Source organism: Streptococcus sp. 2_1_36FAA, from assembly GCF_000161955.2.
Classification (GTDB): domain Bacteria; phylum Bacillota; class Bacilli; order Lactobacillales; family Streptococcaceae; genus Streptococcus; species Streptococcus gordonii.
In genome coordinates, this window is record NZ_KI391974.1 from 521,010 (window position 1) to 543,517 (window position 22,508).

General features: G+C 42.1%; 24 protein-coding genes, 2 pseudogenes and 1 other annotated feature (1 of these 27 only partly in view). Of the genes and pseudogenes, 2 read left to right on the top strand and 24 right to left on the bottom strand.

The features are described from left to right. Window positions 1-6 precede the first annotated feature (6 nt). The 12 genes and pseudogenes from HMPREF0847_RS04970 to typA all read right to left on the bottom strand — a co-directional run bounded on the left by HMPREF0847_RS04970 (window position 7) and on the right by typA (window position 11,106). Window positions 7-801 (bottom strand): YlmH family RNA-binding protein, encoded by a 795-nt coding sequence (locus HMPREF0847_RS04970; RefSeq protein ID WP_008809101.1) that lies wholly within the window; start codon window positions 799-801, stop codon window positions 7-9. After that, window positions 798-1,064, bottom strand: coding sequence for a YggT family protein (locus tag HMPREF0847_RS04975; RefSeq protein WP_008809102.1), 267 nt, complete (start codon window positions 1,062-1,064; stop codon window positions 798-800). The genes HMPREF0847_RS04970 and HMPREF0847_RS04975 overlap by 4 nt, the downstream gene beginning before the upstream one ends. A gap of 1 nt (window position 1,065) precedes the next feature. After that, complete coding sequence (locus HMPREF0847_RS04980) at window positions 1,066-1,635, bottom strand: cell division protein SepF (protein ID WP_008809103.1); 570 nt, start codon at window positions 1,633-1,635, stop codon at window positions 1,066-1,068. A 9-nt stretch (window positions 1,636-1,644) separates the two neighbouring features. Next, window positions 1,645-2,316, bottom strand: coding sequence for a YggS family pyridoxal phosphate-dependent enzyme (locus HMPREF0847_RS04985; RefSeq protein WP_008809104.1), 672 nt, complete (start codon window positions 2,314-2,316; stop codon window positions 1,645-1,647). A 2-nt stretch (window positions 2,317-2,318) separates the two neighbouring features. Then, window positions 2,319-3,578: a cell division protein FtsZ gene (ftsZ, locus tag HMPREF0847_RS04990; protein WP_008809105.1), complete on the bottom strand. Its 1,260-nt coding sequence runs from the start codon at window positions 3,576-3,578 to the stop codon at window positions 2,319-2,321. Between the two features lie 16 nt (window positions 3,579-3,594). Continuing rightward, window positions 3,595-3,789: pseudogene (locus HMPREF0847_RS11575) on the bottom strand (cell division protein FtsA C-terminal domain-containing protein); the annotation flags it as partial. Then, window positions 3,769-4,974 (bottom strand): annotated as a pseudogene (ftsA, locus tag HMPREF0847_RS04995) (cell division protein FtsA); the annotation flags it as partial. The pseudogenes ftsA and HMPREF0847_RS11575, both read right to left, overlap by 21 nt. A gap of 120 nt (window positions 4,975-5,094) precedes the next feature. Further along, entirely contained in the window at window positions 5,095-6,291 is a 1,197-nt protein-coding gene (locus HMPREF0847_RS05000; protein ID WP_008809107.1) for a cell division protein FtsQ/DivIB, read from the bottom strand. Then, a complete protein-coding gene (locus tag HMPREF0847_RS05005) occupies window positions 6,288-7,358 on the bottom strand; it encodes a UDP-N-acetylglucosamine--N-acetylmuramyl-(pentapeptide) pyrophosphoryl-undecaprenol N-acetylglucosamine transferase (protein WP_008809108.1) in 1,071 nt (356 codons plus the stop codon). The genes HMPREF0847_RS05000 and HMPREF0847_RS05005 overlap by 4 nt, the downstream gene beginning before the upstream one ends. 1 nt (window position 7,359) lies before the next feature. Then, window positions 7,360-8,712 (bottom strand): UDP-N-acetylmuramoyl-L-alanine--D-glutamate ligase, encoded by a 1,353-nt coding sequence (gene murD / locus HMPREF0847_RS05010; protein ID WP_008809109.1) that lies wholly within the window; start codon window positions 8,710-8,712, stop codon window positions 7,360-7,362. Between the two features lie 244 nt (window positions 8,713-8,956). Beyond that, on the bottom strand, window positions 8,957-9,235 hold the full coding sequence (locus HMPREF0847_RS05015) for a DUF3165 family protein (RefSeq protein ID WP_008809110.1): 279 nt from the start codon (window positions 9,233-9,235) through the stop codon (window positions 8,957-8,959). 23 nt (window positions 9,236-9,258) lie between these two features. Continuing rightward, complete coding sequence (gene typA, locus HMPREF0847_RS05020) at window positions 9,259-11,106, bottom strand: translational GTPase TypA (RefSeq protein WP_008809111.1); 1,848 nt, start codon at window positions 11,104-11,106, stop codon at window positions 9,259-9,261. Between the two features lie 181 nt (window positions 11,107-11,287). Between typA and HMPREF0847_RS05025 the strand changes: the two genes are divergently transcribed. Then, window positions 11,288-12,013 carry a 16S rRNA pseudouridine(516) synthase gene (locus HMPREF0847_RS05025; protein WP_008809112.1) on the top strand — a complete coding sequence of 242 codons (726 nt, stop codon included), beginning with the start codon at window positions 11,288-11,290 and terminating at the stop codon, window positions 12,011-12,013. A gap of 166 nt (window positions 12,014-12,179) precedes the next feature. Here HMPREF0847_RS05025 and HMPREF0847_RS05030 read toward each other — a convergent pair whose 3' ends face one another. The 3 genes from HMPREF0847_RS05030 to HMPREF0847_RS05040 all read right to left on the bottom strand — a co-directional run bounded on the left by HMPREF0847_RS05030 (window position 12,180) and on the right by HMPREF0847_RS05040 (window position 13,472). Further along, the gene (locus tag HMPREF0847_RS05030) at window positions 12,180-12,566 is read right to left on the bottom strand and encodes a rhodanese-like domain-containing protein (protein WP_008809113.1); all 387 of its coding nucleotides are present in this window, start codon (window positions 12,564-12,566) and stop codon (window positions 12,180-12,182) included. Next, the gene (locus tag HMPREF0847_RS05035) at window positions 12,554-12,778 is read right to left on the bottom strand and encodes a YqgQ family protein (RefSeq protein ID WP_020992685.1); all 225 of its coding nucleotides are present in this window, start codon (window positions 12,776-12,778) and stop codon (window positions 12,554-12,556) included. Before HMPREF0847_RS05035 ends, HMPREF0847_RS05030 begins: the two co-directional genes overlap by 13 nt. 178 nt (window positions 12,779-12,956) lie before the next feature. Further along, a complete protein-coding gene (locus tag HMPREF0847_RS05040) occupies window positions 12,957-13,472 on the bottom strand; it encodes a Dps family protein (protein ID WP_008809115.1) in 516 nt (171 codons plus the stop codon). A 168-nt stretch (window positions 13,473-13,640) separates the two neighbouring features. On the opposite strand from HMPREF0847_RS05040, the gene HMPREF0847_RS05045 reads away from it, so the two are divergent. Next, a complete protein-coding gene (locus tag HMPREF0847_RS05045) occupies window positions 13,641-14,303 on the top strand; it encodes a prepilin peptidase (RefSeq protein ID WP_008809116.1) in 663 nt (220 codons plus the stop codon). Here the strand turns inward: HMPREF0847_RS05045 and trpA are convergent. The 9 genes from trpA to trpB (HMPREF0847_RS05090) all read right to left on the bottom strand — a co-directional run bounded on the left by trpA (window position 14,272) and on the right by trpB (HMPREF0847_RS05090) (window position 22,340). Continuing rightward, window positions 14,272-15,051 carry a tryptophan synthase subunit alpha gene (gene trpA, locus HMPREF0847_RS05050; protein WP_008809117.1) on the bottom strand — a complete coding sequence of 260 codons (780 nt, stop codon included), beginning with the start codon at window positions 15,049-15,051 and terminating at the stop codon, window positions 14,272-14,274. The genes HMPREF0847_RS05045 and trpA overlap by 32 nt on opposite strands. Next, a complete protein-coding gene (gene trpB / locus HMPREF0847_RS05055; protein ID WP_008809118.1) occupies window positions 15,044-16,267 on the bottom strand; it encodes a tryptophan synthase subunit beta in 1,224 nt (407 codons plus the stop codon). The genes trpA and trpB (HMPREF0847_RS05055) overlap by 8 nt, the downstream gene beginning before the upstream one ends. Then, window positions 16,257-16,844: a phosphoribosylanthranilate isomerase gene (locus HMPREF0847_RS05060; RefSeq protein ID WP_008809119.1), complete on the bottom strand. Its 588-nt coding sequence runs from the start codon at window positions 16,842-16,844 to the stop codon at window positions 16,257-16,259. Before HMPREF0847_RS05060 ends, trpB (HMPREF0847_RS05055) begins: the two co-directional genes overlap by 11 nt. Further along, entirely contained in the window at window positions 16,831-17,598 is a 768-nt protein-coding gene (gene trpC / locus HMPREF0847_RS05065; RefSeq protein ID WP_008809120.1) for an indole-3-glycerol phosphate synthase TrpC, read from the bottom strand. Before trpC ends, HMPREF0847_RS05060 begins: the two co-directional genes overlap by 14 nt. After that, entirely contained in the window at window positions 17,595-18,599 is a 1,005-nt protein-coding gene (gene trpD / locus HMPREF0847_RS05070) for an anthranilate phosphoribosyltransferase (RefSeq protein WP_008809121.1), read from the bottom strand. The genes trpC and trpD overlap by 4 nt, the downstream gene beginning before the upstream one ends. 10 nt (window positions 18,600-18,609) lie before the next feature. Continuing rightward, window positions 18,610-19,173, bottom strand: a complete 564-nt coding sequence (locus HMPREF0847_RS05075; protein WP_008809122.1) for an aminodeoxychorismate/anthranilate synthase component II — start codon at window positions 19,171-19,173, stop codon at window positions 18,610-18,612. After that, window positions 19,170-20,531 (bottom strand): anthranilate synthase component I, encoded by a 1,362-nt coding sequence (trpE, locus tag HMPREF0847_RS05080; RefSeq protein ID WP_008809123.1) that lies wholly within the window; start codon window positions 20,529-20,531, stop codon window positions 19,170-19,172. The genes HMPREF0847_RS05075 and trpE overlap by 4 nt, the downstream gene beginning before the upstream one ends. An 8-nt stretch (window positions 20,532-20,539) precedes the next feature. Further along, window positions 20,540-20,851: a chorismate mutase gene (locus HMPREF0847_RS05085; RefSeq protein WP_011074524.1), complete on the bottom strand. Its 312-nt coding sequence runs from the start codon at window positions 20,849-20,851 to the stop codon at window positions 20,540-20,542. 307 nt (window positions 20,852-21,158) lie between these two features. Beyond that, window positions 21,159-22,340 (bottom strand): tryptophan synthase subunit beta, encoded by a 1,182-nt coding sequence (gene trpB, locus HMPREF0847_RS05090; RefSeq protein ID WP_008809124.1) that lies wholly within the window; start codon window positions 22,338-22,340, stop codon window positions 21,159-21,161. Window positions 22,341-22,402: 62 nt separating this feature from the next. Then, window positions 22,403-22,508 (bottom strand) — a binding site (T-box leader) (it continues 124 nt past the right edge of the window).

Below are 22,508 nucleotides of genomic sequence, written 5' to 3' on the forward strand. Positions count from 1 at the left end.
TTTTCCTCATTTACTAGATTGTATTTGAATCGTTAATTTATGCTTCCCATTCTTAGAGAAGCCATTTTCTTTTACTATTTTAAATCTTCCAAATCTACGGACACTAATCAAATCATTTAACCCAACTAAATAACTGGGATTATCAATAATAGAATAGTTTACTTTCACGTGTTTCCCGAAAATCAACTGGGAGGCATCACTCCGAGATAGTTTAAAGCTACTAGCAATCAATTTATCCAATCTCATACTCGAAGCAAGAATCTCTTTAGAAACCTGAGCCTCTTGCACTCGTAAAAGCCTCTCAAAGCCAACTTCTTTTAGTTTAACAGGAGTTTTAGCAATTTTAGAGATATGATCTATAAAAAATTGAGTAAACCTTTTATCTACTAGAACCTGAGCCCTATCCTTTTCCACCAGAATATCACCAAAAGTTCGACGATCCAATCCTAATCGGTTCATCAAAGTCCCAAAGATTTGAGAATGAGTTAGTTGCTGAAATTTACTAGGATAGACTATTTCAAGCAAGGTCAAATCAAAATCTTCTTTATCTAATTGGTAATAGGAAGGTGCAATTATTACCCTGACCCATTCACTAGGAAAATAGTCACTACTGACAAAAGTTTGTAATTGATATTTGTTCGCAAGACTTTCAAGAATTTTAGCCTGATGAGGATTAATAAAATGAGTAACCTCTAAACTGTATGTATCCTCAACCCGCTGAATCAATTCCAAACTTTTATCTAGGAAAGCATGATCTTCCGTAGAATAGTGTTGAAAGATTTCTTTATGTTCCCTTGTCATGCAAGTACCGAGAGCAAAATCTGAACAAGCCACTGACTACCGAAATGGATACAGAGTACAGCAACATAAACTGTCCAATCCAAACCAGCAAACTGAAGTGGTAGACGACGGAAAGGTTTCAAGATAGATTCTGAAATTCTTAGAACGAGTTGTCCTAGAGACGTCTGATAAGCACCAGGGAACCATGACATAAGAGCATATGCAACAAGAATCAGCGAAAGAATTCTCGCTGATAATAAGATAAAGTTTATAATAAATAACATCTTATCTGCGCTTCATGTCAAAATCAAATTCACTATGCACGCCATCAGGCAATTTAATATCCTCGATATTCACGACGACATTTACTGGAGTCAAGAGGTACATAGTGCCAGAAACTCTTCTGAGATTCCCCATCAGGACTTGCTTAGCGCCATCCAAGTAATCAATACAGCGACGCGCTTGCACTTCTGTCATATATTGGAAATCAATCAAAACACTTTCATTTGCGAGAAGCAAATCTACAATTGCAGGTGCATCTTCATATTTTTTAGGATAACGAACATCAATCGTTACTTTTTCTGAAGTCGCAACTGAATGGTTTTGAGCCAACTCTTGTTGACGAGCATGCAAACGTGTAATATTCTCATTAGATGACGGTGTATTAGTCACATGTTGAGACGAGCTAGACACTAAACGAGGCTGTTTAATATCTCTAACCGGTTCCTGCTGAGCAGGACGTGAATTAGATGGCTTTACTGCTTGTTGCTGAACTCTAGATTCTGCAACCTGTACGTCATCTCCGTCTTCTGTAAAATATTCTATAAATTTATCGAATCTATCTTTTAATGACATGGTTCTTCCCTATTTAAAAAATGATGTCCCTATTCTCACAAATGTTGACCCGTTAGCAATTGCAGTTGCAAAATCTCGACTCATTCCCATGCTGATCTCAGAAAAGGGCATATTAGTTATTTGTTTATCTTGTAATTTTTTCTGAAGTTCGTGGGTCGCTTGGAATATCTTTTCTAAATCTTCTTCTCCAGCATCTATGGGAGCCATAGTCATAATCCCCACTATTTCAAGATGTTCAAGTTTTTCTAAAGCAGGTAAAACAGCTTCTATCTCATCAACTGCAAATCCATGCTTGCTTTCTTCGCCTGATACATTGACCTGCAAAAAGCATTTGATAGTATGTTCTGCTCGCTTTTCAATTTCCTCGGCTAGTTTTAGGGAATCCAAAGCATGGAAATAATCAACAAAATTAATAACTTCCTTAACTTTTCTACGCTGAAGCGTCCCTATTAAATGCCAAGTCAACTCTTCGTCCTTTAAATACTGGTATTTTTCTAGGAATTTATCTACTCGGTTTTCACCGATATGGTTTACTCCTGTTTTTACCAGCTCTTTAGCAGTAGAGCTGTCAACATATTTGGTGACAGCTACAATACTTACTGAATTTTCAGGACGATTTGCCTTTTTAGTAGCTTCAGCTACTGCTGCAAAAACTTGATCCTTATTTTTTTGTAAATCCATTTTTAGCGATTTCTAAAAAACGGAGGTGTTTCTAATTCATCATCATCAGATGAACTATCTGTATATCTTTCTACAGCTGGCTTAGAACCACCTTGAGTTTCACGGACAATATTGTCACGGCGCAAATCCCACTCACCGAAAGCTGAGGTTTGTTTTTTCTCTGGCTGTTGGCGAGTAGTTTTTGGAATTTCAACTGTTTCAGTCAAATCGAAATTTCTATCATAAGAATGATGACTACGAGTTTCGCGAACAGGCTCGTCGTGTGAACGTTTTGGCGAACGAATACCGCTAACTTTTTCAACACGATCCTGACGAACACCTGTGGCAACAACAGTCACGCGAATTTCATCACGCATACTTTCATCAATTGAAGTACCCAACCAGATATTTACTCCGTGTCCAGCAGCTTGATTTACAATCTCAGAAGCTTCTTCAGCCTCAATCAATGTCATATCTAAACCACCAGTTACGTTGACAATCACATCTTCAGCACCATCAATAGTTGTTTCAAGAAGTGGTGAGTAAATTGCTTTACGAGCTGCTTCAATCACACGCTCCTCACCACTACCAATACCGATACCCATCAAGGCATTACCCTTATCAGCCATGACAGTCTTAACATCTGCGAAGTCAAGATTAATCAAACCAGGGCTAGTAATTAAGTCAGTGATCCCTTGGACACCTTGGCGAAGAACATTATCAGCTTCACTCAAAGCTTCAAGAAGAGGTGTTTTCTTATCGACAATCTCAAGTAAGTTATTATTTGAAATAATCAACAGAGTATCGACATGCTCGCGAAGCTCATTGATTCCTTCAATTGCAAAATTACCGCGTTTGCTTCCTTCAAAGCCAAATGGGCGAGTTACAACTGCAACAGTCAAAGCTCCCAAACCTTTTGCAATGCGAGCAATAACCGGAGCGGCTCCAGTACCGGAACCTCCGCCCATACCAGCCGTAATGAAGACCATATCTGCTCCTGAAAGAGCTTCTGTCAATACTTCTTCACTCTCTTCAGCAGCTTTACGACCTACTTCAGGCTGTCCTCCAGCACCAAGTCCACGTGTTAATTTTGGACCAAGCTGGATAACTGTTTCAGCTTTTGTACTACTCAACGCTTGAACATCCGTATTGGCAGCGATAAACTCAACGCCAGCAACACCTTCGTCAATCATGCGGTTAATAGCGTTACCACCGCCACCGCCGACACCAATTACTTTTATGATTGCGCCTTGAGCCGCAGCTGTGTCAAATGAAAATGTCATATTTAAACCCTTTCCTTTAATCAAACAGATTGCCTAACCAGTTACGGGCACGATCTGTTAATTTTTCTGTCTTTGTTTCTTGTTCTTGGCTTTGCGCCACTTCAATCGCAGGTTCAACTCTAGTTTCAGCTTCTACCTGAGGTAGTGGATCTCTATTTGTTGTAATACGAGAAGGACTGATAGACTGCGTTTGAAGCGGACGTGCAAAATTGCTTGGTTGCTGACGCAGCATCTCATTACCTTGAACGGCTGCCTGAGCCAAAGCATCAACATCCGTCAAGTTTCCAGCATATTCAGACAAGCTAATCACATGAGCAAAGGCTGGATTTCGAATTCCAATTTGATTTGGAACATAAAGTTTAACTGGAACTCCAAAAATTTCTTGAGCCAATTCCACAACACCTGGTAAGATAGCGCCACCACCGATGATCACGATTCCACCTGGCAAATCTAACAAGTGTCTTCTTTCTAGATCCTGCTTAATTTGCTCAAAGACATGTTTCAAACGTGCTGAAATAATCTCAGCTAAGTAACTTTCTGTTACTTCAACTGGATTAACTTCACCAATGACTTCAACTTGGAATGTTTCTTGACTAGCTTCTGGCACATAAGCTTCACCATAGTTGAACTTCAAACTTTCAGCTAGTTTTTGAGAAGTCTTAAGAACTTTAGAAATATCTTTTGTGACATAATCGCCACCTTCTTGGTAGATATTGGTGTATTGAAGTTCTTGATTTTTAACAGAAGCTACTGTTGTTTGGCCTCCACCCATATCGATGACTGTAGCGCCAAATTCACGTTCACCTTCGTTTAAAACTGATTTTGTCATTGCAAGTGGTGAAATAATAATGTTTTCAATTTGAACCCCTGCACGTTCCACAGTTTTACGTAAGTTATGAAGAATAGTACGCGGACCAGTATAGAGCAAACCACGCATTTCTAAACGAATCCCCATCATACCGCGAGGATCGCGAATTCCTTGGAAACCATCAACGATGAATTCCTCTGGAATAAATGTGATTACTTCCCGATCAGGGGTCATACTCTTCGTCAAAGCTGACCGAACAACATTTTCTACATCAATATCTGTGATTTCTTTGGCATCATTTGTAACAGGAATCATTCCTTGTGAAGGCTCAATTTGTAGTAAGTTCGCAGGCAAGCCTACATTAACTACTTTGATTGAAATCCCCGCTTTTTCTTCTGCTTGAGCAATTGCTGTTTTAATAGCAGCAGCTGCTGCCTCTATATCTACAATAATTCCGTCTTTTACACCAGCACTTTTGGCATTACTAACACCAATTACATTAATTTCGTCATTGATGTGCTCAGCCACTAATACTTTAATGGAGCTAGTTCCTATATCTAATCCTGTAAAGAAGCCGTCTCTAGCCATTACATCATTCCTCTCTATCATCCGAGTTTCCTACTTTATCGACAACTCTAAAAAATACAGTTATCCATTGCCTATTATAACACAAAATTAGCAAAAGTGGAGAGTTTTTCTTCGTTTTCTTTAGTTATTTGTTTCATCAGTAACATCTGACGGTGCTGCCTCTGTTTCACTTTGCTCAGTTTCTTCTGAACTTTCGTTTTTCTCTTGTTCTTCTTTTTGCGCAAGACTAGCAGAATAGCTAAAGATTCCTGCTTCCATATCCACAATACTAGGTTCTGTCAACAATGGATGCACACGACTGTAGTATGGCAATTTCTTATGAATATCTGAAAGAGGGACAATAATCTTATGCTCATCTCTCATTGTTAAAGTTAATAAATCTTTTGTAGCCTTACTTGGAGTCAAGTCAACAGTTTGAATTTCATTCTTGATACTATCCGGTACATCTGATAATTCTTGCATAAGTTTCTTAACCTTAGCTTTATCAGATAGATTAAGACGCATGTAATTTTCAGGCAAAGCTTCTTTCTTTACTGGCTGATTAATCACGGTTCCATTGCTGATGACTGGATAGATATTTCCAGTAGAAGCTTCATAGGCTAGAATCTTATATTCTGTAACTTGGATTTTGAATGTAATTGGGAACTGATATGAAATTTCAGCCTTTTCGATCCAAGAATTCGCTTTTTTCAAGTTGTTAGCATACTGATTACGATTTAAAAACGTTGTTAAAGTGTAATCTCGACTATCAATTTGGGTAGCTTTGATAATTTCATCTTGAGTTACACGCTCATTTCCTGTAACTACTAAATTTTTAAGGCTACCTAAAGGAGTGATAAAGTAGAGTGACAGAAGAATCAAGAGAGAGCTGATGACCAGAACTGGTAGAGCCCTGTATAGATGAATTCTTTCGATTCTAGGTTTATCTGGCTTAGCTTCTTTTTCTATTCCTATATCAGCTTGACCAATAAAATTTTCAGTTCGATCTACTGAATCATCACTTGATTCTTCGGTGTTTTCTTTATCAGACTCTTCATCGTCTTCTGAGGGTTCTTCTACCTCTTCTGACTCTTCAGACTCAGTCACCTCATCGTCATCTGAATCTTGATCTTGAACTTCTTTTTCTTCTTCACTACTATCTGTTTCGTTTGTTTCAGTAGACTCTGAAGTTTCAAAAGTCTCATCGTTACGCTCTTCTTCATCAGTTTCAGAGGCTTTTTCTTGAGATTTTTTTTCTAAGTACTCCTGATGACGCTTTTGCCATGCAGATAAATATTTCTGGAGTTCTTTTTGGTCACCTTTATCTTTTGTCGTCATTTTTTCCCTTTGTTAATATCATTCTTCAATACAGCATAAAAATCTTCTACTGACTTGATTTCATGAGAATTTTTCATCGCTTGATAATATGATTCTTTATCCCTTAGAACCTGCTCCACAGAAGCTTCCAGCCCTTCTAAAGTTAGCTGCTTTTCTTCCAGCTTCACAGCATAGCCTTTTTTCACAAAATAATCCGCATTTTCAATCTGATCGCCGCGGCTGGCTTCGCGTCCTAAAGGAACGATGATATGCAACTTAGCCATAGCCAAAAGCTCAAAGATAGTATTAGATCCGCCACGTGTCACTACTACATCTGCCAGGTCCATCAAAGGCTGGTAGAGGTCCGTCACATAGGCTCTTCGAAAGAGGCGATTCGACAGAACATCCAAACTTGCATCACCAGTCAGATTGATAACGTTGTAGCGCTCAGTCAGCGTAGCTTGATTCTGGCTGACAAAATCATTAAAGACCTTGGCGCCAGCAGAACCACCGACAAAAAGCAGGGTGGGCAGTTCTTTATCAAAATATTGACGGATTTCTTCTAGTTCCTGCGGTAGGTCTGACTTTGTGCCACCAACCTTAGTCACAGCTCCGACATGTTCAATCTTAGTCAGACTGGAAGGTTGCTCAAAGGTCGCATACATCTTGGTCGCACACTTATAGGCGATTTTATTAGCCAAGCCAATGGATAGATCCGACTCATGAACATAGACGGGCACCCCAGACAGCCGAGCTGCAATCACAGGCGGAACGGATACAAAGCCTCCCTTAGAAAAGAGGGCCTGCGGCCGAACCTTGAGCATAATGCCCAGCGACTGGAAAATGCCCCAAATGACCTTAAAGCCATCCAGCAGATTCTGCCACGAAAAGTAGCGACGAAGCTTACCCGTAGCTACCGAATGGAAGGTCACGTCCAATCCAGACTTTTGGATTTCCTGATACTCAATCCCATTCTTATCGCCAATATAATGGACCTGCCAGCCTTCTTTGATAAATTTCGGAATCAGGAGAAGGTTGAGGGTTACATGCCCAACCGTTCCTCCGCCTGTAAATATAATCTTTTTCATTTTAACCTTTTAATTCTTCAAATGCAGCGAGAAATTCATCGCCTCGAACTTCAAAATTACTATACATATCCCAGCTGGCGTTGGCAGGACTGAGCAAGACAATATCTCCTGGCTCTGCTAGAGCAAAAGCCTTATGAGCTGCATCCCGGACATCAGTCGCATCCAGATAAGAAACCTCGGCCTGATCAGCTGCCCTCTTTACACGCGGAGCTGATTGCCCTAAGATGACCATTTTCTTGAGCCCTTTGAGGTCAGGAACTAATTCGTCAAATTCATTGCCACGGTCCAAGCCACCTGCAATCAGAATCACCTTGCTATTATCAAAGCCAGATAGAGCTTTCTGGGTTGCCAAGATATTGGTAGACTTACTGTCGTTGTAAAAGGCAACCTCATTTACCTGCCCCACATACTGGAGACGATGCTTAACGCCTCCAAAAGCTGACAAGACTTCTTTGATCGTCTGATTATCAATACCACGAAGTTTAGCTACTGCAATAGTAGCCAGAGCATTTTCGACATTGTGACTGCCAGGAACACCGATTTCAGCCACCTTTATAATCGCTTCTCCACGGAAGGTCAAGACATCACCATCAAGATAGGCACCATCCTCCTTTTCAGTTGTTGAAAAAGGAACAACAGTAGCCTGAGTTTGGCTAGCCATTCCCTTGGCCCAATCTTGATTGAAATTCAAAACAAGATAATCATCAGCTGTCATGTTTTTCTGGATATTCCACTTGGCAGCTGCATATTCCTCAAAAGAGCCATGGTAGTCCAGATGAGTCGGCATGAGATTGGTGATCACAGCTATCTGTGGATGAAAAGCCTCAATCCCCATCAACTGGAAGGAAGACAGTTCCATGACCAGTGTATCTTTGCCACTAGCTGATTGGGCTACTTGACTGGCAGGAAAACCGATATTACCAGACAAAAGACCATTTTGACCACCAGCCGTCAAGACTTGCGCAATCATGGTTGTGGTCGTCGTTTTGCCATTTGATCCCGTAATACCAATAATTGGAGCTTCAGAAATCAGATAAGCCAACTCAACTTCAGTGATAACAGGAATCTCCTTCTCCAGAGCCCGAATAACCATAGCATTATTATAAGGAATACCTGGATTTTTAACCATCAATTCAAAGTTTTCATCCAGCAACTCCAGAGGATGGCCTCCTGTCACCACTTTAATGCCTTCTTCTAGCAAGGATTGAGCAGCAGGATTTTCCTCGAAAGGTTTACCGTCGTTAACTGTCACGATGGCTCCTAATTTATCTAAAAGGCGAGCAGCAGATTCACCTGACTTAGCCAAACCTAAAACCAAGACTTTCTTGTTAGCAAAACTTGCTATATTCTTCATAAAAAACCTCTTTAATTGTACTTCATTCTATTTTACCCTTTTTTAAAGAAATAAAAAAGTCATAGATGCGCTTTATTTACGTCTGTTGTTAACTTGTGAAAAAAATGTGATATTTTTTCTGATTTGCAATGATTTGTAATAGAATTCTAAAAGTTATCAGAGTTTAACTCTTATCCTCCTTTCATTTCACAATCTATAAAAAAAGGCCCAGAACTAAATCAAATTTTAGTTCTTAAGCCAATTTTTAATCTTTGCTTTTATCGTCTAAAAAATCAAACAAACCAGGTTTCTTATCTAATCGAGCAATGTCACGTAAGGCAAAATAAGCCAAAATAAGCATAGCAGCCCCGACAAATAACTCTCCTGGCATTTGAAAAATCCTAAACGCTGCTAATACCAAGAGAATGATAAACAAAACCAAGACCAATACAACTGATAAGACATTAAAGGTGCCTTTAATGCTCTGAGGAGCAGCAAAAAGGTAATATAAGAGTATCAAAATTCCAATTATTAAATAAACCATCTTGCTACTCCTTTCCCTTTTACTTATTCAGCTGCAGCTGATTTTTTCTTTTTGTTGGCTTTCTCGCGCTCTGCCTTGTTTAGAATTTGCTTACGTAAACGGATAGACTCTGGTGTTACTTCCATGTATTCATCATCATTCAAGAATTCCAAAGATTCTTCTAGCGTCAAGATACGAGGTGTCTTGATAACAGCTGTTTGGTCCTTGGTAGCTGAACGAACGTTAGTCATCTGTTTAGCTTTGGTGATATTCACAGTCAAGTCGTTTTCACGAGAGTTTTCACCGATGATCATTCCTTCATAAACCTCAGTACCTGGGTTGACAAAGATAGTACCACGTTCTTCAATAGACATGATAGAGTATGTTGTAGCCTTACCAGCATCAATGGAAACAAGGGCACCACGATGACGACCACCGATTTCACCAGGAATCACTGGCAGGTATTGATCAAAGGTATGGTTCATAATTCCATAACCGCGAGTCATAGATAAGAACTCAGTAGAGTAACCAATCAAACCACGTGCAGGAACCAAGAAGACCAAACGAGTCTGTCCATTACCAGTAGCCACCATATCTAGCATTTCACCCTTGCGTTCTGAAAGGCTTTGGATAACAGAACCTTGGTATTCTTCTGGTGTGTCGATTTGGACGCGCTCAAATGGTTCGTACTTAACGCCATCAATCTCTTTTACGATAACTTCTGGACGAGATACTTGTAGCTCATAACCCTCACGGCGCATTGTTTCGATCAGGATTGACAAGTGCAATTCTCCACGTCCTGAAACAGTCCATTTATCTGGTGAGTCCGTTGGGTCAACACGAAGCGAAACGTCTGTTTGCAATTCTGCTTGCAAGCGTTCTTCCACCTTACGAGAAGTCACCCATTTTCCTTCACGACCTGCAAAAGGTGAGTTGTTTACCAAGAAGGTCATTTGAAGCGTTGGCTCATCGATGTGTAGGATTGGAAGAGGTTCAATGGCATCTGTCGGTGTAATGGTTTCACCAACAAAGATATCTTCCATACCTGAAACGGCAATCAAGTCACCTGCTTTAGCTTCTTGGATTTCACGACGTTCCAAACCAAAGAAACCGAAAAGTTTTGTAACACGGAAGTTTTTGGTTGTGCCGTCTAGTTTAGAAAGGGTAACTTGGTCACCGACTTTCACACTACCACGAAAGACACGTCCGATACCGATACGACCTACGAAGTCATTGTAGTCCAAAAGAGACACTTGGAACTGCAAAGGCTCATCTGAATTGTCCACTGGAGCTGGGATATGGTCGATGATGGTATCAAAGATTGGTGCCATTGTTTTTTCTTGATCAGCTGGATCGTCTGACAAGGAAGAAGTTCCGTTGATCGCTGATGCATAAACAACTGGGAAATCAAGCTGGTCATCATCTGCACCAAGCTCGATGAAGAGTTCCAATACTTCGTCTACTACTTCTGCTGGACGAGCTGATGGTTTGTCGATTTTATTTACAACCACGATTGGAACAAGGTCTTGTTCCAAGGCTTTTTTCAATACGAAACGAGTTTGTGGCATGGTTCCTTCGTAGGCATCTACCACCAAGACAACACCGTCAACCATTTTCATGATACGCTCAACTTCTCCACCGAAGTCCGCGTGTCCAGGTGTGTCCATGATATTGATACGAGTTCCGTTGTAGGCAACGGCTGTATTCTTAGCAAGGATGGTAATTCCACGCTCTTTTTCGATATCGTTTGAGTCCATCGCACGCTCTGCCAACTCTGTACGTGCATCAAGAGTTTCAGATTGTTTCAATAATTCGTCAACGAGGGTTGTTTTACCGTGGTCAACGTGGGCGATAATCGCAATGTTACGGATATCTTCTCTTAATTTTGTCATGATTTCCTCTAATATTTAAATTTTTATTTCTAACTGAACAATTATACCACAGTCTCACTCAAAAATCACAGTTCAGCTAAGTGTAAATGTTTTCATTGAAAAATCAGCTCCTCTCGCACTCGTTTGCATTTCTTACATTGAAATTTTATAATTAATCATAAGATCATTGAAAGGAAGAATTATGCGATTAGACCGTTTGCTAGCTCAAGCATCAATTAGCCGAAAATCCATGAAACAGGCCTTGCTCCGAAGAGCTATTCTGGTAGATCAAACCCCTGCTAGAAATCTTAGCCAGAATGTAGATACTGGGCTACAAGACATCCTCTTCTACAAACAGAAGATTTCTGCTCCTGCTCATCGTTATTTTATGATGAATAAACCGCGAGGCTATATAACAGCCAATTCCGATGCCAGCAAAGCAACAGTAATTGATCTTATTCAAAAGGAAGACTTTAGTGAGGAACTATACTCTATTGGTCGCTTAGACAGAGATACGACTGGACTCCTCTTAATTACTGATAACGGTCCTCTTGGCTTTCAACTACTTCATCCTCAATATCATGTTGATAAAACTTATTTCGTTCAAGTCAATGGACTTCTGGACAATCAAGCTATTGAAGCCTTCCAACAAGGCGTTCGCTTCTTAGATGGCAAGGTTTGTAAGCCGGCTCAACTCATAATCCATTCTGCTACCCCTGTTTTAAGCACAGCTTCTGTAACTATCTCAGAGGGAAAATTTCACCAAGTAAAGAAAATGTTCCTAGCAATAGGAGTGAAAGTTACCTATCTCAAAAGAACTCATTTGGGAGATTTTCAACTCGATCCCAATTTGGATGAGGGTGACTATCGTTCTTTAAATCAAGATGAGCTGAAGCTTATCAAGAACTATCTAGAACTAAGTCGATAGATTATATATTTTTTCTATCTTTAATACTTGGCCATGCTTCTTGACTAAACGATCAAATCATAACCACCCGTCTATGTACCTTACGGAGCAAGATAGGCAAAAAATCACATAATAAAAGGCACAGATAAAATCTGTGCCTTTTATATATAATATGTTTAAAGCTAAATTAACTTGTTTTAACTTTTCCCTTCCAGCTATCCAGGCCATAAGACAGGATATAGATGTCAGAAAAACCATTTTTCTTTAAAAGAAGGGCTGCATTCATTACTCGTTGACCGCGAGCATTTTCATAGAGCAAGACTGGCTTATCTTTACGAAGTGCTCCCAAATTTCCTTTTAACTGTGTTGAGGGAATGTTTCGAGCCCCCAAGATATGTTTCCGATGAAAGTCAACAGGTTCCCGTAAATCCACAAGCTGACCTTGACGGATTAGGCTCGCAAATTCAGCATTTTCAACAACTTTTGCTGCTCTACGCAATCTAAAATAGTTAAAGCCCATCCAAGCCAGTATACCAGCCATAATCGCCATCAAAATCCAGGTCATTTCTTCCATTCTCCATTCTTCTCAATATATTTCAACTCTAACTGATGTTCACGGCGCAAGACTGCATCAGCCTCTAAATATTCTAGTTTGTCCATCAAGCCCGCATCGTAAATTCGCTCTAACTCAATCTTCATCAGTTCTATATCATACAATCGCTTGCCCATATAGATTACGATGCCAAAACTTTTAAGAAATTGCTGAACATCATAAAGTGTTTTCATGTGCCTTATTGTACCAGAATTTGCACATATTTTCAAGATGGAAAAATAAATAGAAAAAGCAGCTGTATCAGCTGCTTTTTCAAAGAGGGGTGATAAAAAATACGTATCATTCTAAAATTAAATTTCTCTATATGAAACTCTAATCATATTTTAGAATTTAACTTCTTCTTTAATTTTTTTACAATCCTGGTGCTTGACCAATTTCAGCTGTTAACATCCAGATTGTCTTTTCTAAATCTGCTTTAGCTCCAACAAAGATATCATTGGTTACATCGTCACCTTCTTCGTCAGTCACATCCAGTGCTTCTTGGTATACATTTGTCAAATAGCGGAAGATTTCAATTACACGCGCTAAACTTTCTTCTACGTTTTTGCTAAATTCACCAGCTTTTTCTTCGATCTTACTATGTTGGATAAATTCTGTCAAAGTAGAGTATGGTTTACCACCCAAAGTAATCAAACGTTCGCTAACTTCATCCAAAGTTGCATCCAAAGTTTCCATGTATTCATCCATTTTTGGATGCCAAACCATGAAACCAGCACCACGCATATACCAGTGAACTTGGTGAAGAGCAATATGAGCAGTATAAAGATCTGCCACCACTTGGTTTAATACAGCCTTAGTTTTTGGCAAAGAGTTTTGGTTTACAAAAGTTGCTACATCAGTTGCAGCGGCATTTTTTACTTGAGTCATATTCTTACCTCGCTTATTTTATTTATAATCATTCTAATCTTTTTAGATTATGGTTTAATTATAATGCTTCTAAATAATAAAGTCAAGACAAAAGATTCAAAAAAAGACTTTATTAGAAAAGTTGCAAAATTTCAGAATTTTTCTGTTTAAAATTACGAATAAATAAGTATGATTCACCTATACTTTTTTCTTGTTGGTACCGTCTTTGCCTCATTCCTAGGCTTGGTCATCGACCGCTTCCCAGAGCAGTCTATCATCGCTCCAGCTAGCCATTGCAATGCCTGCGGGAAAAGATTGGCACCGCGTGATTTGATTCCTATTGTTTCCCAAGTCATGAACCGGCTTCGCTGCCGCTTCTGCGGAGACAAGATTCCCTTACGCTATTTATTTTTTGAATGTCTCTTGGGCGGTCTTTTTCTGGCAACTTCTCTGAGCATTCTTTCCATTAGTCAATTATTGGTAGTCACCATGGGCTTAACCTTAGCTATCTACGATCAAAGAGATCAACAGTATCCCTTGATGGTCTGGTTAATTTTTCAGCTCTTGCTGATGGTGACAGCAGGCATCAATCTTCTCATGCTCTTCTTTTTAGCCCTAGGACTTCTAGCCTTCTTTTATAATCTTCGTATTGGTGCTGGTGACTTTCTTTTCCTTGCTTCCTGCTCAGCCATTTTCAGCCTAACAGAAATTCTCATTCTTATTCAAATTGCTAGCTTCTCTGGCCTCGCATGTTTCTGCTTTAAAAAGAAAAAAGACAGGCTGGCATTTGTACCCTGTCTTTTGTTTGGTGTGGTGGTTCTTATTTCTTATAAGCTGCTGCTTCTTGGATAAAGTCTGCTATACTGTCATCCTTTTCATGAAGAGCTTTGACAATCTTAGATCCAACAATAACTCCATCTGAGACTTGATTGAAGCGGTCAACATCCTCTAAAGTCGAAACGCCAAAGCCCGTCAGTACTGGAATCTCTGCAATATCACGAAGCTTGCTCAAGTGCTGGTCCAAATCATCGCGGTAGCTTCCGCTCTTACCCGTCACACCGTTGATAGCTACAGCGTAGATAAAACCTTCAGCTTCCTTGATCAGCTCCTGCTGACGTTCTAGTCCAGTCGTCAGACTCACCAAAGGAACTAGAGCGATATCTGAATCTTCCAGCAAAGGCAAGATGAAATTTCTATGTTCGTAGGGCAGATCCGGAATAATCAATCCTTTAACCGGTGTTGTAGCTAAGTCCTTGACGAAATCTTTGAGACCGTACTGGAAAATAGGATTGAAGTAGGTCATGATGATGAGAGGCAGCTGAGTGTCCAACTTCTGCAAGCTTGCGACTAAAGACTTGGCGGAAGTATGGTGACCCAGACTTCTCAGACCGGCTTCTTCAATAACCGGCCCATCTGCAACAGGGTCTGAAAATGGCAGGCCTATTTCAATGGCTGACACACCCAAGTTTTCCAAAAATGCGATAGTTTCTGGCAAACCTGCTAAACCTTTCTCGTGATCACCAGCCATGATATAAGGAAGAAAAATTCCCTTGCCTGCTTTTTTGATGGCTTCTAAATGCTGAGTGAGTGTTTTAGTCATGGGCACCTCCTTTTTGAGACGCTTCATTTTCCAAGCGTTCCTTTACCTGAACGACATCCTTGTCACCACGGCCGGATAGGCAGATAATCATTGATTTATCCGGTCCCAACTCCTTAGCCAGCTTAACTGCGTAAGCAATAGCGTGGCTAGACTCTAGAGCAGGAATAATCCCTTCAATACGAGACAGGAGCTGGAAGGCTTCCAAGGCTTCTTCGTCCGTGACTGGGACATAAGTGGCACGCTTTATAGCATTAAAATGAGAATGTTCAGGACCGATGCCCGGATAGTCCAGCCCGGCAGAGATAGAAAAAGCTTCCAGAATCTGGCCTTGCTCATCCTGCAAGACATCCATCAAGGCACCATGTAAAACACCTGGCCGGCCCTTGGTTAAGGTCGCAGCATGTTCATCTGTATCGATGCCTCGCCCAGCTGCTTCTGTTCCATACATGGCAACTGTGCTATCGTCAACAAAGGGATAAAAGAGCCCAATAGCGTTTGAACCACCGCCAACGCAGGCCACTAAAGCATCTGGCAAGGCACCTGCATTTTGCTCAGCAAACTGGCGCTTGACCTCACGCCCAATCACACTCTGATAATCTCGGACAATCTCTGGGAAAGGATGGGGACCTAAGGCTGAGCCCATAATATAGTGAGTATCATCAACCTGAGCCACCCAAGCTCTCAAGGCAGCATTAACTGCATCCTTGAGGACTCGAGAGCCATCGGTCACTGACTCTACCTTAGCTCCTAAAAGTTCCATTCGAAAGACATTGAGAGCTTGGCGCTTAACATCTTCTTCGCCCATATAGATAGTACAGTCCATGTTGAAAAGGGCTGCAGCTGTGGCAGTAGCTACTCCATGCTGACCCGCACCAGTCTCTGCAATGATTTTCTTCTTGCCCATTCTCTTAGCTAGCAGGACCTGACCCAGGGCATTATTGATTTTATGGGCCCCAGTATGGTTGAGGTCTTCCCGCTTCAGATAAATCTTAGCACCGCCAGCATAGGCTGTCAGATTTTTAGCGAAATAGAGAGGATTCTCCCGCCCTACATATTGCTTTAGCAACTCGTCCAGCTCAGCCTGAAAGGCTGGGTCTTTTTTACTCTCACGGTAGGCTTTGTCTAGCTCTAAAACTGCTGTCATCAGCGTTTCTGGAACAAAACGTCCACCAAACTCACCATAAAATCCTTCTTGATTGGGTTGATTATATGCCATGTTTCACTCTTTCTATAAATTCTTTTATCTTTTCTAAGTCCTTCTGGCCGTCAGTCTCGACCCCGCTAGAGACATCAACTGCGTAAGGGGCAAAGTGCTGAATAGCTTCTCGGACATTTTCTACATTCAAACCACCGGCGATAAAGAAGGGCTGGTGGATTTGACCTTTATCAAAAACTTGCCAGTCAAAGGTCTGACCACTACCAGCAAGTGGGGCATCAAAGAGCAGGTAGTCCACTTGTTGGCTGACTCCTTTTAACGCTCCCTTGACTTGGTAAGCTCGAATAACTGGCCGGCCGACCTCAGTCAGAAGCTCTTCATTAAAATCGCCATGAATCTGCACCAAATCCAGATTTGCCACTGAAATAGCTTCCTGCAGCTCTGCCAAACTCGGAGAGACGAAAACTCCTACCTTTCGGACAGTAGATGGCACCAAGGCAGCTAGCTTCTGAGCTTGCTCCAAACTGACCCTCCGACGGCTCTCAGCAAAGACAAATCCAATGTAATCCGCACCAGCCTGGCATGCCGTTTCCACAGCGCTGGCCGTTGATAAGCCGCAAATCTTAACCTTTGTCAATTTTCAGCTCCTTGATTTTTTCTGCTACATCCTCAGCCTGCATCAGGGCTGTTCCGACTAACACCGCATGGAAATAAGGAGCTACTAGCTCAGCATCTTCCTTGCTAAATATAGCGGACTCTGATACGTAAACCCTGTCATCTTTGAAATGAGCAGACAGTTGGAGACTGGTATTGATATCTGTCTCAAAAGTAACTAGATTGCGGTTATTAACACCGATTATCTGTGCTCCTATTCTATGGGCAATTTCCAGCTCCGCCAGATTATGGGTTTCGACCAAAACTTCCAAGCCTAAACCCGTCGCAAAATCATAGAGTTCTTGCAGCCGCTTTTCAGACAAGGCAGCCACAATCAGAAGAATAACTGTCGCTCCGGCATTACGAGCGCGAACAATCTGTTTTTCATCAATGATAAAGTCCTTATTGAGGGTCGGAATAGTAACTTGACTGGAAATCTCTCTCAGGTAATCCAGATGTCCTTTGAAGAAAATCTCATCTGTCAGGACCGAAATCATAGCTGCACCGCATCGTTCATAAGTGCGAGCCTGCTCCACAATATCCACAGCAAGATTAATATCTCCCAAACTTGGACTGGCTTTTTTGACCTCAGCAATCAGCTGCAGCTCTTGGGACTGGCTTTTGAGATACTTATAGAGGGAATAGGTCGAGCGCAGGGGTTGCAGTTCTTCATAGGACATGGCTGCCACTTCCTGCTCTTTTTGCTTTAGAATGGTTGGGAGAAATTCTTTGCTCATTTCTGATACTCCTGTAGTTGCTTGAGTTTTTCATAGGCTGCGCCACTAGCGATCACTTGGCGGGCCAAAGCTATTCCTTCTTCTATGCTGTCTGATTTCCCATTAGCATAGAAGCCCAATCCCGCATTCAGCACTGCCGTTTCTAGATAGGGACTGGCTTGATTTTTCAGAACAGATAGCAGAATTTCTGCATTTCTCTTGGCATTACCCCCACGAATCGCTTCAAGAGGTATCTCTTTCATGCCAATATCTGACGGCAGAAAGCTGTGCAGGCTGATTTGCCCATTTTCCAGCAGAGCATACTGGGTACGGCCATGAAGACCCGCCTCATCTAGACCATCCGGCCCCGACACAACTACTGCACGCTTACGGCCCATATTTTTCAAAACCTCTGCCGTACTCTCTAGCATATCCGGCCGGCTGGTCCCCAAAAGCTGAGTTTCTAGACTCATGGGATGGATGAGCGGACCAGTTAGGTTCATAATGGTGGGAATACCAAGACTAAGACGAGCTGGCATAATGTATTTCATAGCTGGATGCATATTCTTTGCAAAGAGAAAGACGATACCTGTCTGCTCAAAAACCTTGCCCAAGCTAGCAGCATCCAAGTCTAGATTGATACCCAGAGCTTCTAACACATCAGCTGAGCCCGACTTAGAAGAAATGGAGCGATTGCCGTGCTTAGCCATCTTAATCCCGCCACCTGCCAGTACAAAAGCTGCCGTAGTTGAAATATTGAAGCTGAAAGACTTGTCCCCACCTGTACCGCAATTGTCCATGGCAGTGCGAATAGTGGTCGGAATCTGCTTAGCATGGCCTCGCATTACCTGAGCCAAAGCAGTTCGTTCCTCAATCGTCTCCCCCTTCATCTTAAGCCCCAGCAAGAAAGCTGCAATTTGGGACTCTGTCACCTGTCCAGTGACAATACGCTCGATCACATCTGTCATCTCAGCGCTACTTAAATCCTTAAAATCAGCTAGTTTTGCAATAATCTCTTTCATACATCCTCCTTTACTTTACTAAGTCAATGAAATTCTTGATAGACGACAAGCCGTCCGGCGTGCCAATACTTTCAGGATGATACTGAAAACCATAGATAGGCAGGCTCTTGTGCTGGATAGCCATGATCGAGTTGTCATCAGCCGCCCGAGCCGTCACTTCAAAGTCCTCTGGCATCTCTTCAATCAAAATCGAATGATAGCGCATGACCGGTTGCCCATCTTCTATCCCTTGATAGATAGGAGATTTGCCCTCAAAGCGCAGAATACTTTGCTTGCCGTGCATGACTTTAGGAGCCAATCCTAGCTTTCCGCCAAATACTTCTGCAATAGCTTGGTGCCCCAAGCAAATCCCCAAAATCGGCTTTTTACCAGTAAAATCACGGATAACTTCCTCCATCCGTCCTGCATCTGCTGGCCAGCCTGGACCCGGAGAAAGAACCAAAGCATCTGCTTCTTCTGCCACTTGATAAAGTCCTGCATCATCATTTCGCAAGACCTTAACTTCTGCGAAATTGCCGATATACTGGGCTAAATTGTAAGTAAAAGAATCATAATTATCAATCAATAAAATCATTGCATCTCTCCTATCTTGGTCATTGATTTGGCCTTATTGATGGTTTCTTGGTATTCATTAGTAGGAATCGAGTCATAAACAATACCCGCTCCAGCTTGAACGTAAGCTCTGCCATTTTTCAAAATCATGGTCCGAATAGCGATGGCAAAATCCATATCACCTGTCGCAGACAGATAGCCGATAGCCCCCGCATAAACGCCACGTTTTTCCTGCTCCAGCTCATAAATTCGCTTCATAGCTCGAATCTTAGGCGCGCCCGAAACAGTGCCGGCCGGCAAGGTTGACTTGAGGGCATCCATGGCTGTCAGTTGGGGCAGAAGCTGACCACGAACTACACTAGTCAGGTGCATGACATAGCGGAAATACTCCACTTCCATGTACTTAGTGACTTCCACGCTGTTATTCTGGGCAATTTTACCGATATCATTACGTCCCAAATCAACTAACATACGGTGCTCAGCCACTTCCTTCTCGTCAGCCAGCAACTCCTCTGCCAAGGCTTTATCTTCTCTTTCATCCTTCCCTCGCGGTCTGGTTCCAGCAATAGGATTGGTCGTAACCTGCCCCTGCTTGACAGACACCAGACTTTCTGGGCTGGCTCCTATAATCTGATAATCTCCGAAATCATAAAAGTAGAGATAGTTGGAAGGATTGGTCACACGCAGATTGCGATAGTAATCCAGTGGCCTACCAGAATACTCTGCTGAAAAACGCTGACTGAGCACACATTGGAACATATCTCCCTGCCGAATCAAGCTGCGCGCTTCTTCCACCATTTTTTCAAAAGCTGCCTGCTCGATATGGCTCTGGAAATTCAAACTGGACAGTTCCAGTGGTGAAAATTCATCTGTCGCTGGCTGCGCCAGCTCAGTCATGATATGCTCCAGACTAGCAGTCAATTCTGCTTCACTTCTATTACTGTAGAGGGCCTCCTCAACGATATAGACCTTGTCTTTTTTATGGTCAAAAACCATGTAACTCTCATAGACGAAAAAGTGCATATCTGGCGTTCCAATCACATCAGCTGGAATTTGACCAATCTCCTCATAGAGGGAAATCATATCATAGCCGACAAAGCCAATAGCTCCACCACCAAAAGGCAGGTCTGAATGATGATCTTTTTTTACTGCCAACTCATGCAGATAGTCCAATGGATCTGCCTCAATTACTTGTCCATTCTTTGTTAACTGGCCATTTTCATAGCGAACTTCAAAGACTGGGTTATAAGCTAGGATAGAAAAGCGAGCTGTCTCGCTATCTCTCGGAATACTTTCCAAAATCACCTTGTGGTCGCCCTGAATCCGCATGTAAGCAAGGATTGGGGTCAAAATATCAGCACTCAATATCTTCTTTTTCATATTCAGTCTCACTTTCTATTTAGATCATGATTGCTATTAATTTTTAGCTCTAAAGCTGTGAAAGCCTCAATCATCGTTTGCCAAATAGCCAGAGCAACATCTGGTGATAGACCGAGCTTTTCTGCCTCTTGCTGTCTATTTAAAAGGACTTGTTTCACTCGATCAGGAGCAGTGACAGCTGCTTGACTGTTGATAGGTTTTAGCTGACCAATCTTTTCAACAATTTGCTGACGTTGCGCTAATAGAACTAATAATTGATGATCTAACTGATCAATTTGATTTCTCAGATTCTGGATACTTGTCATAATTATCACCTGCATTAAAATTGAATGAAGATAACAAAAAACCTCACACAGAAAATCTGTGTGAGGGCGTATCATCGCGGTGCCACCTCAGTTATGGAGTTTTCAAGCTCCACATCTCATTTACCTATTTGCAGTCATTTAGATCCCTTTTAGCACAAGGCAGCATACTGGCTTATGGCAAAGTAAGCTAACAAAGTGATAAAAGTTCAACTAAAGGACTAAATGTTGACTCCAGCAGCCCATTTCATAACTTCTCCTGCCTGTTTACAGCAACCACAGACTCTCTGAAAGGAGGGATGTTACTACTCTTCTGCTGGGTGTTTTATTTTCGTTTTTCTAGATAGTCGGCAATGGCTGCCACATCCTTGTCTCCACGACCAGATACATTGATAATGATGATTTGGTCAGATGACAATTTTGGAGCTCGCTTGATGGCTTCAGCAATGGCGTGAGAGCTTTCGATCGCTGGCAAAATTCCTTCCTTTTGTGTCAAGAGGAGCAAGGCATCCACAGCTTCATCATCTGTCGCTGCTACATATTCTACTCGACCAGAATCTTTAAAGAAAGCATGTTCAGGACCAACTCCAGGATAGTCCAAGCCTGCTGAAATCGAGTAAACCGGCGCCACCTGACCATCTTCAGCAAAGACAGCGTAAGTCTTCATACCATCCACTACTCCTACACTTCCCTTGGTCATGGTCGCTGCGTGCTGGTCTGTATCAAGACCACGCCCGGCGGCTTCAACCCCCACTAACTTAACTTCTTCATCCGCCACATACTGAGAGAAAGCACCGATAGCATTGGACCCACCACCTACACAGGCAATGACATAGTCTGGCAAGCGGCCTTCCTTGTCCAAAATCTGACGGCGAGATTCTTCACTGATCACCTTTTGGAACTCATGGACAATCGTCGGATAAGGGTGTGGACCGACAGCAGATCCCAAAACATAGAAGGCTTCCAAATCACTCATCCAAGCTCCAAAAGCTGCATCAACTGCATCCTTGAGGGTTTTGGTTCCTGTTTCCACTGCGTGAACAGTCGCTCCCATCATTTCCATGCGGAAGACATTGAGGCGCTGGCGCTCTACATCCTCTGCACCCATGTAGACATCGCACTTCATACCAAATTTAGCTGCGGCTGCCGCAGTTGCCACACCATGTTGGCCAGCTCCTGTTTCAGCGATGACTCGGGTCTTGCCCATACGCTTAGCTAGAAGAATCTGCCCCAAAACATTGTTGAGCTTGTGAGAGCCCAGATGATTGAGATCTTCCCGCTTCAGATAAATCTTAGCCCCGCCCAGATGCTGGGTCAGACTTTCCGCAAAATAGAGCGGAGTCTCCCGGCCCGAATAATCCGCCAAATAATGTCGGTATTCATTTAAAAATTCTGGATCATTCTTATACTTCTCAAAAGTCACTTCCAATTCATCCAGCAAGGTTTGGATAGGCTCCGGTACAAAAGAGCCTCCGAATTGTCCAAAATATCCTTTAGTTTCTACCATCTTGATTGCCTCATTTCTTTATTTTCAAGCAAAACAAAAGCCCACACACAGAAAAAACTCTGTGTGAGGGCGTAAAATCGCGGTGCCACCTCAATTATGGAGCAAAGTATAGACTGCCTCCATATCTCTGTCTTGTCTAACAACAAGCTGCACTGTAAGGTGTGCTCA

Excerpts from the sequence above, each read along its gene's own strand:
- HMPREF0847_RS04970 (WP_008809101.1), bottom strand. The coding sequence starts at position 801 with ATGACAAGGGAACATAAAGAAATCTTTCAACACTATTCTACGGAAGAT.
- HMPREF0847_RS04975 (WP_008809102.1), bottom strand. The coding sequence starts at position 1,064 with ATGTTATTTATTATAAACTTTATCTTATTATCAGCGAGAATTCTTTCG.
- HMPREF0847_RS04980 (WP_008809103.1), bottom strand. The coding sequence starts at position 1,635 with ATGTCATTAAAAGATAGATTCGATAAATTTATAGAATATTTTACAGAA.
- HMPREF0847_RS04985 (WP_008809104.1), bottom strand. The coding sequence starts at position 2,316 with ATGGATTTACAAAAAAATAAGGATCAAGTTTTTGCAGCAGTAGCTGAA.
- ftsZ (WP_008809105.1), bottom strand. The coding sequence starts at position 3,578 with ATGACATTTTCATTTGACACAGCTGCGGCTCAAGGCGCAATCATAAAA.
- HMPREF0847_RS05000 (WP_008809107.1), bottom strand. The coding sequence starts at position 6,291 with ATGACGACAAAAGATAAAGGTGACCAAAAAGAACTCCAGAAATATTTA.
- HMPREF0847_RS05005 (WP_008809108.1), bottom strand. The coding sequence starts at position 7,358 with ATGAAAAAGATTATATTTACAGGCGGAGGAACGGTTGGGCATGTAACC.
- murD (WP_008809109.1), bottom strand. The coding sequence starts at position 8,712 with ATGAAGAATATAGCAAGTTTTGCTAACAAGAAAGTCTTGGTTTTAGGT.
- HMPREF0847_RS05015 (WP_008809110.1), bottom strand. The coding sequence starts at position 9,235 with ATGGTTTATTTAATAATTGGAATTTTGATACTCTTATATTACCTTTTT.
- typA (WP_008809111.1), bottom strand. The coding sequence starts at position 11,106 with ATGACAAAATTAAGAGAAGATATCCGTAACATTGCGATTATCGCCCAC.
- HMPREF0847_RS05025 (WP_008809112.1), top strand. The coding sequence starts at position 11,288 with ATGCGATTAGACCGTTTGCTAGCTCAAGCATCAATTAGCCGAAAATCC.
- HMPREF0847_RS05030 (WP_008809113.1), bottom strand. The coding sequence starts at position 12,566 with ATGGAAGAAATGACCTGGATTTTGATGGCGATTATGGCTGGTATACTG.
- HMPREF0847_RS05035 (WP_020992685.1), bottom strand. The coding sequence starts at position 12,778 with ATGAAAACACTTTATGATGTTCAGCAATTTCTTAAAAGTTTTGGCATC.
- HMPREF0847_RS05040 (WP_008809115.1), bottom strand. The coding sequence starts at position 13,472 with ATGACTCAAGTAAAAAATGCCGCTGCAACTGATGTAGCAACTTTTGTA.
- HMPREF0847_RS05045 (WP_008809116.1), top strand. The coding sequence starts at position 13,641 with ATGATTCACCTATACTTTTTTCTTGTTGGTACCGTCTTTGCCTCATTC.
- trpA (WP_008809117.1), bottom strand. The coding sequence starts at position 15,051 with ATGACTAAAACACTCACTCAGCATTTAGAAGCCATCAAAAAAGCAGGC.
- trpB (WP_008809118.1), bottom strand. The coding sequence starts at position 16,267 with ATGGCATATAATCAACCCAATCAAGAAGGATTTTATGGTGAGTTTGGT.
- trpC (WP_008809120.1), bottom strand. The coding sequence starts at position 17,598 with ATGAGCAAAGAATTTCTCCCAACCATTCTAAAGCAAAAAGAGCAGGAA.
- trpD (WP_008809121.1), bottom strand. The coding sequence starts at position 18,599 with ATGAAAGAGATTATTGCAAAACTAGCTGATTTTAAGGATTTAAGTAGC.
- HMPREF0847_RS05075 (WP_008809122.1), bottom strand. The coding sequence starts at position 19,173 with ATGATTTTATTGATTGATAATTATGATTCTTTTACTTACAATTTAGCC.
- trpE (WP_008809123.1), bottom strand. The coding sequence starts at position 20,531 with ATGAAAAAGAAGATATTGAGTGCTGATATTTTGACCCCAATCCTTGCT.
- HMPREF0847_RS05085 (WP_011074524.1), bottom strand. The coding sequence starts at position 20,851 with ATGCAGGTGATAATTATGACAAGTATCCAGAATCTGAGAAATCAAATT.
- trpB (WP_008809124.1), bottom strand. The coding sequence starts at position 22,340 with ATGGTAGAAACTAAAGGATATTTTGGACAATTCGGAGGCTCTTTTGTA.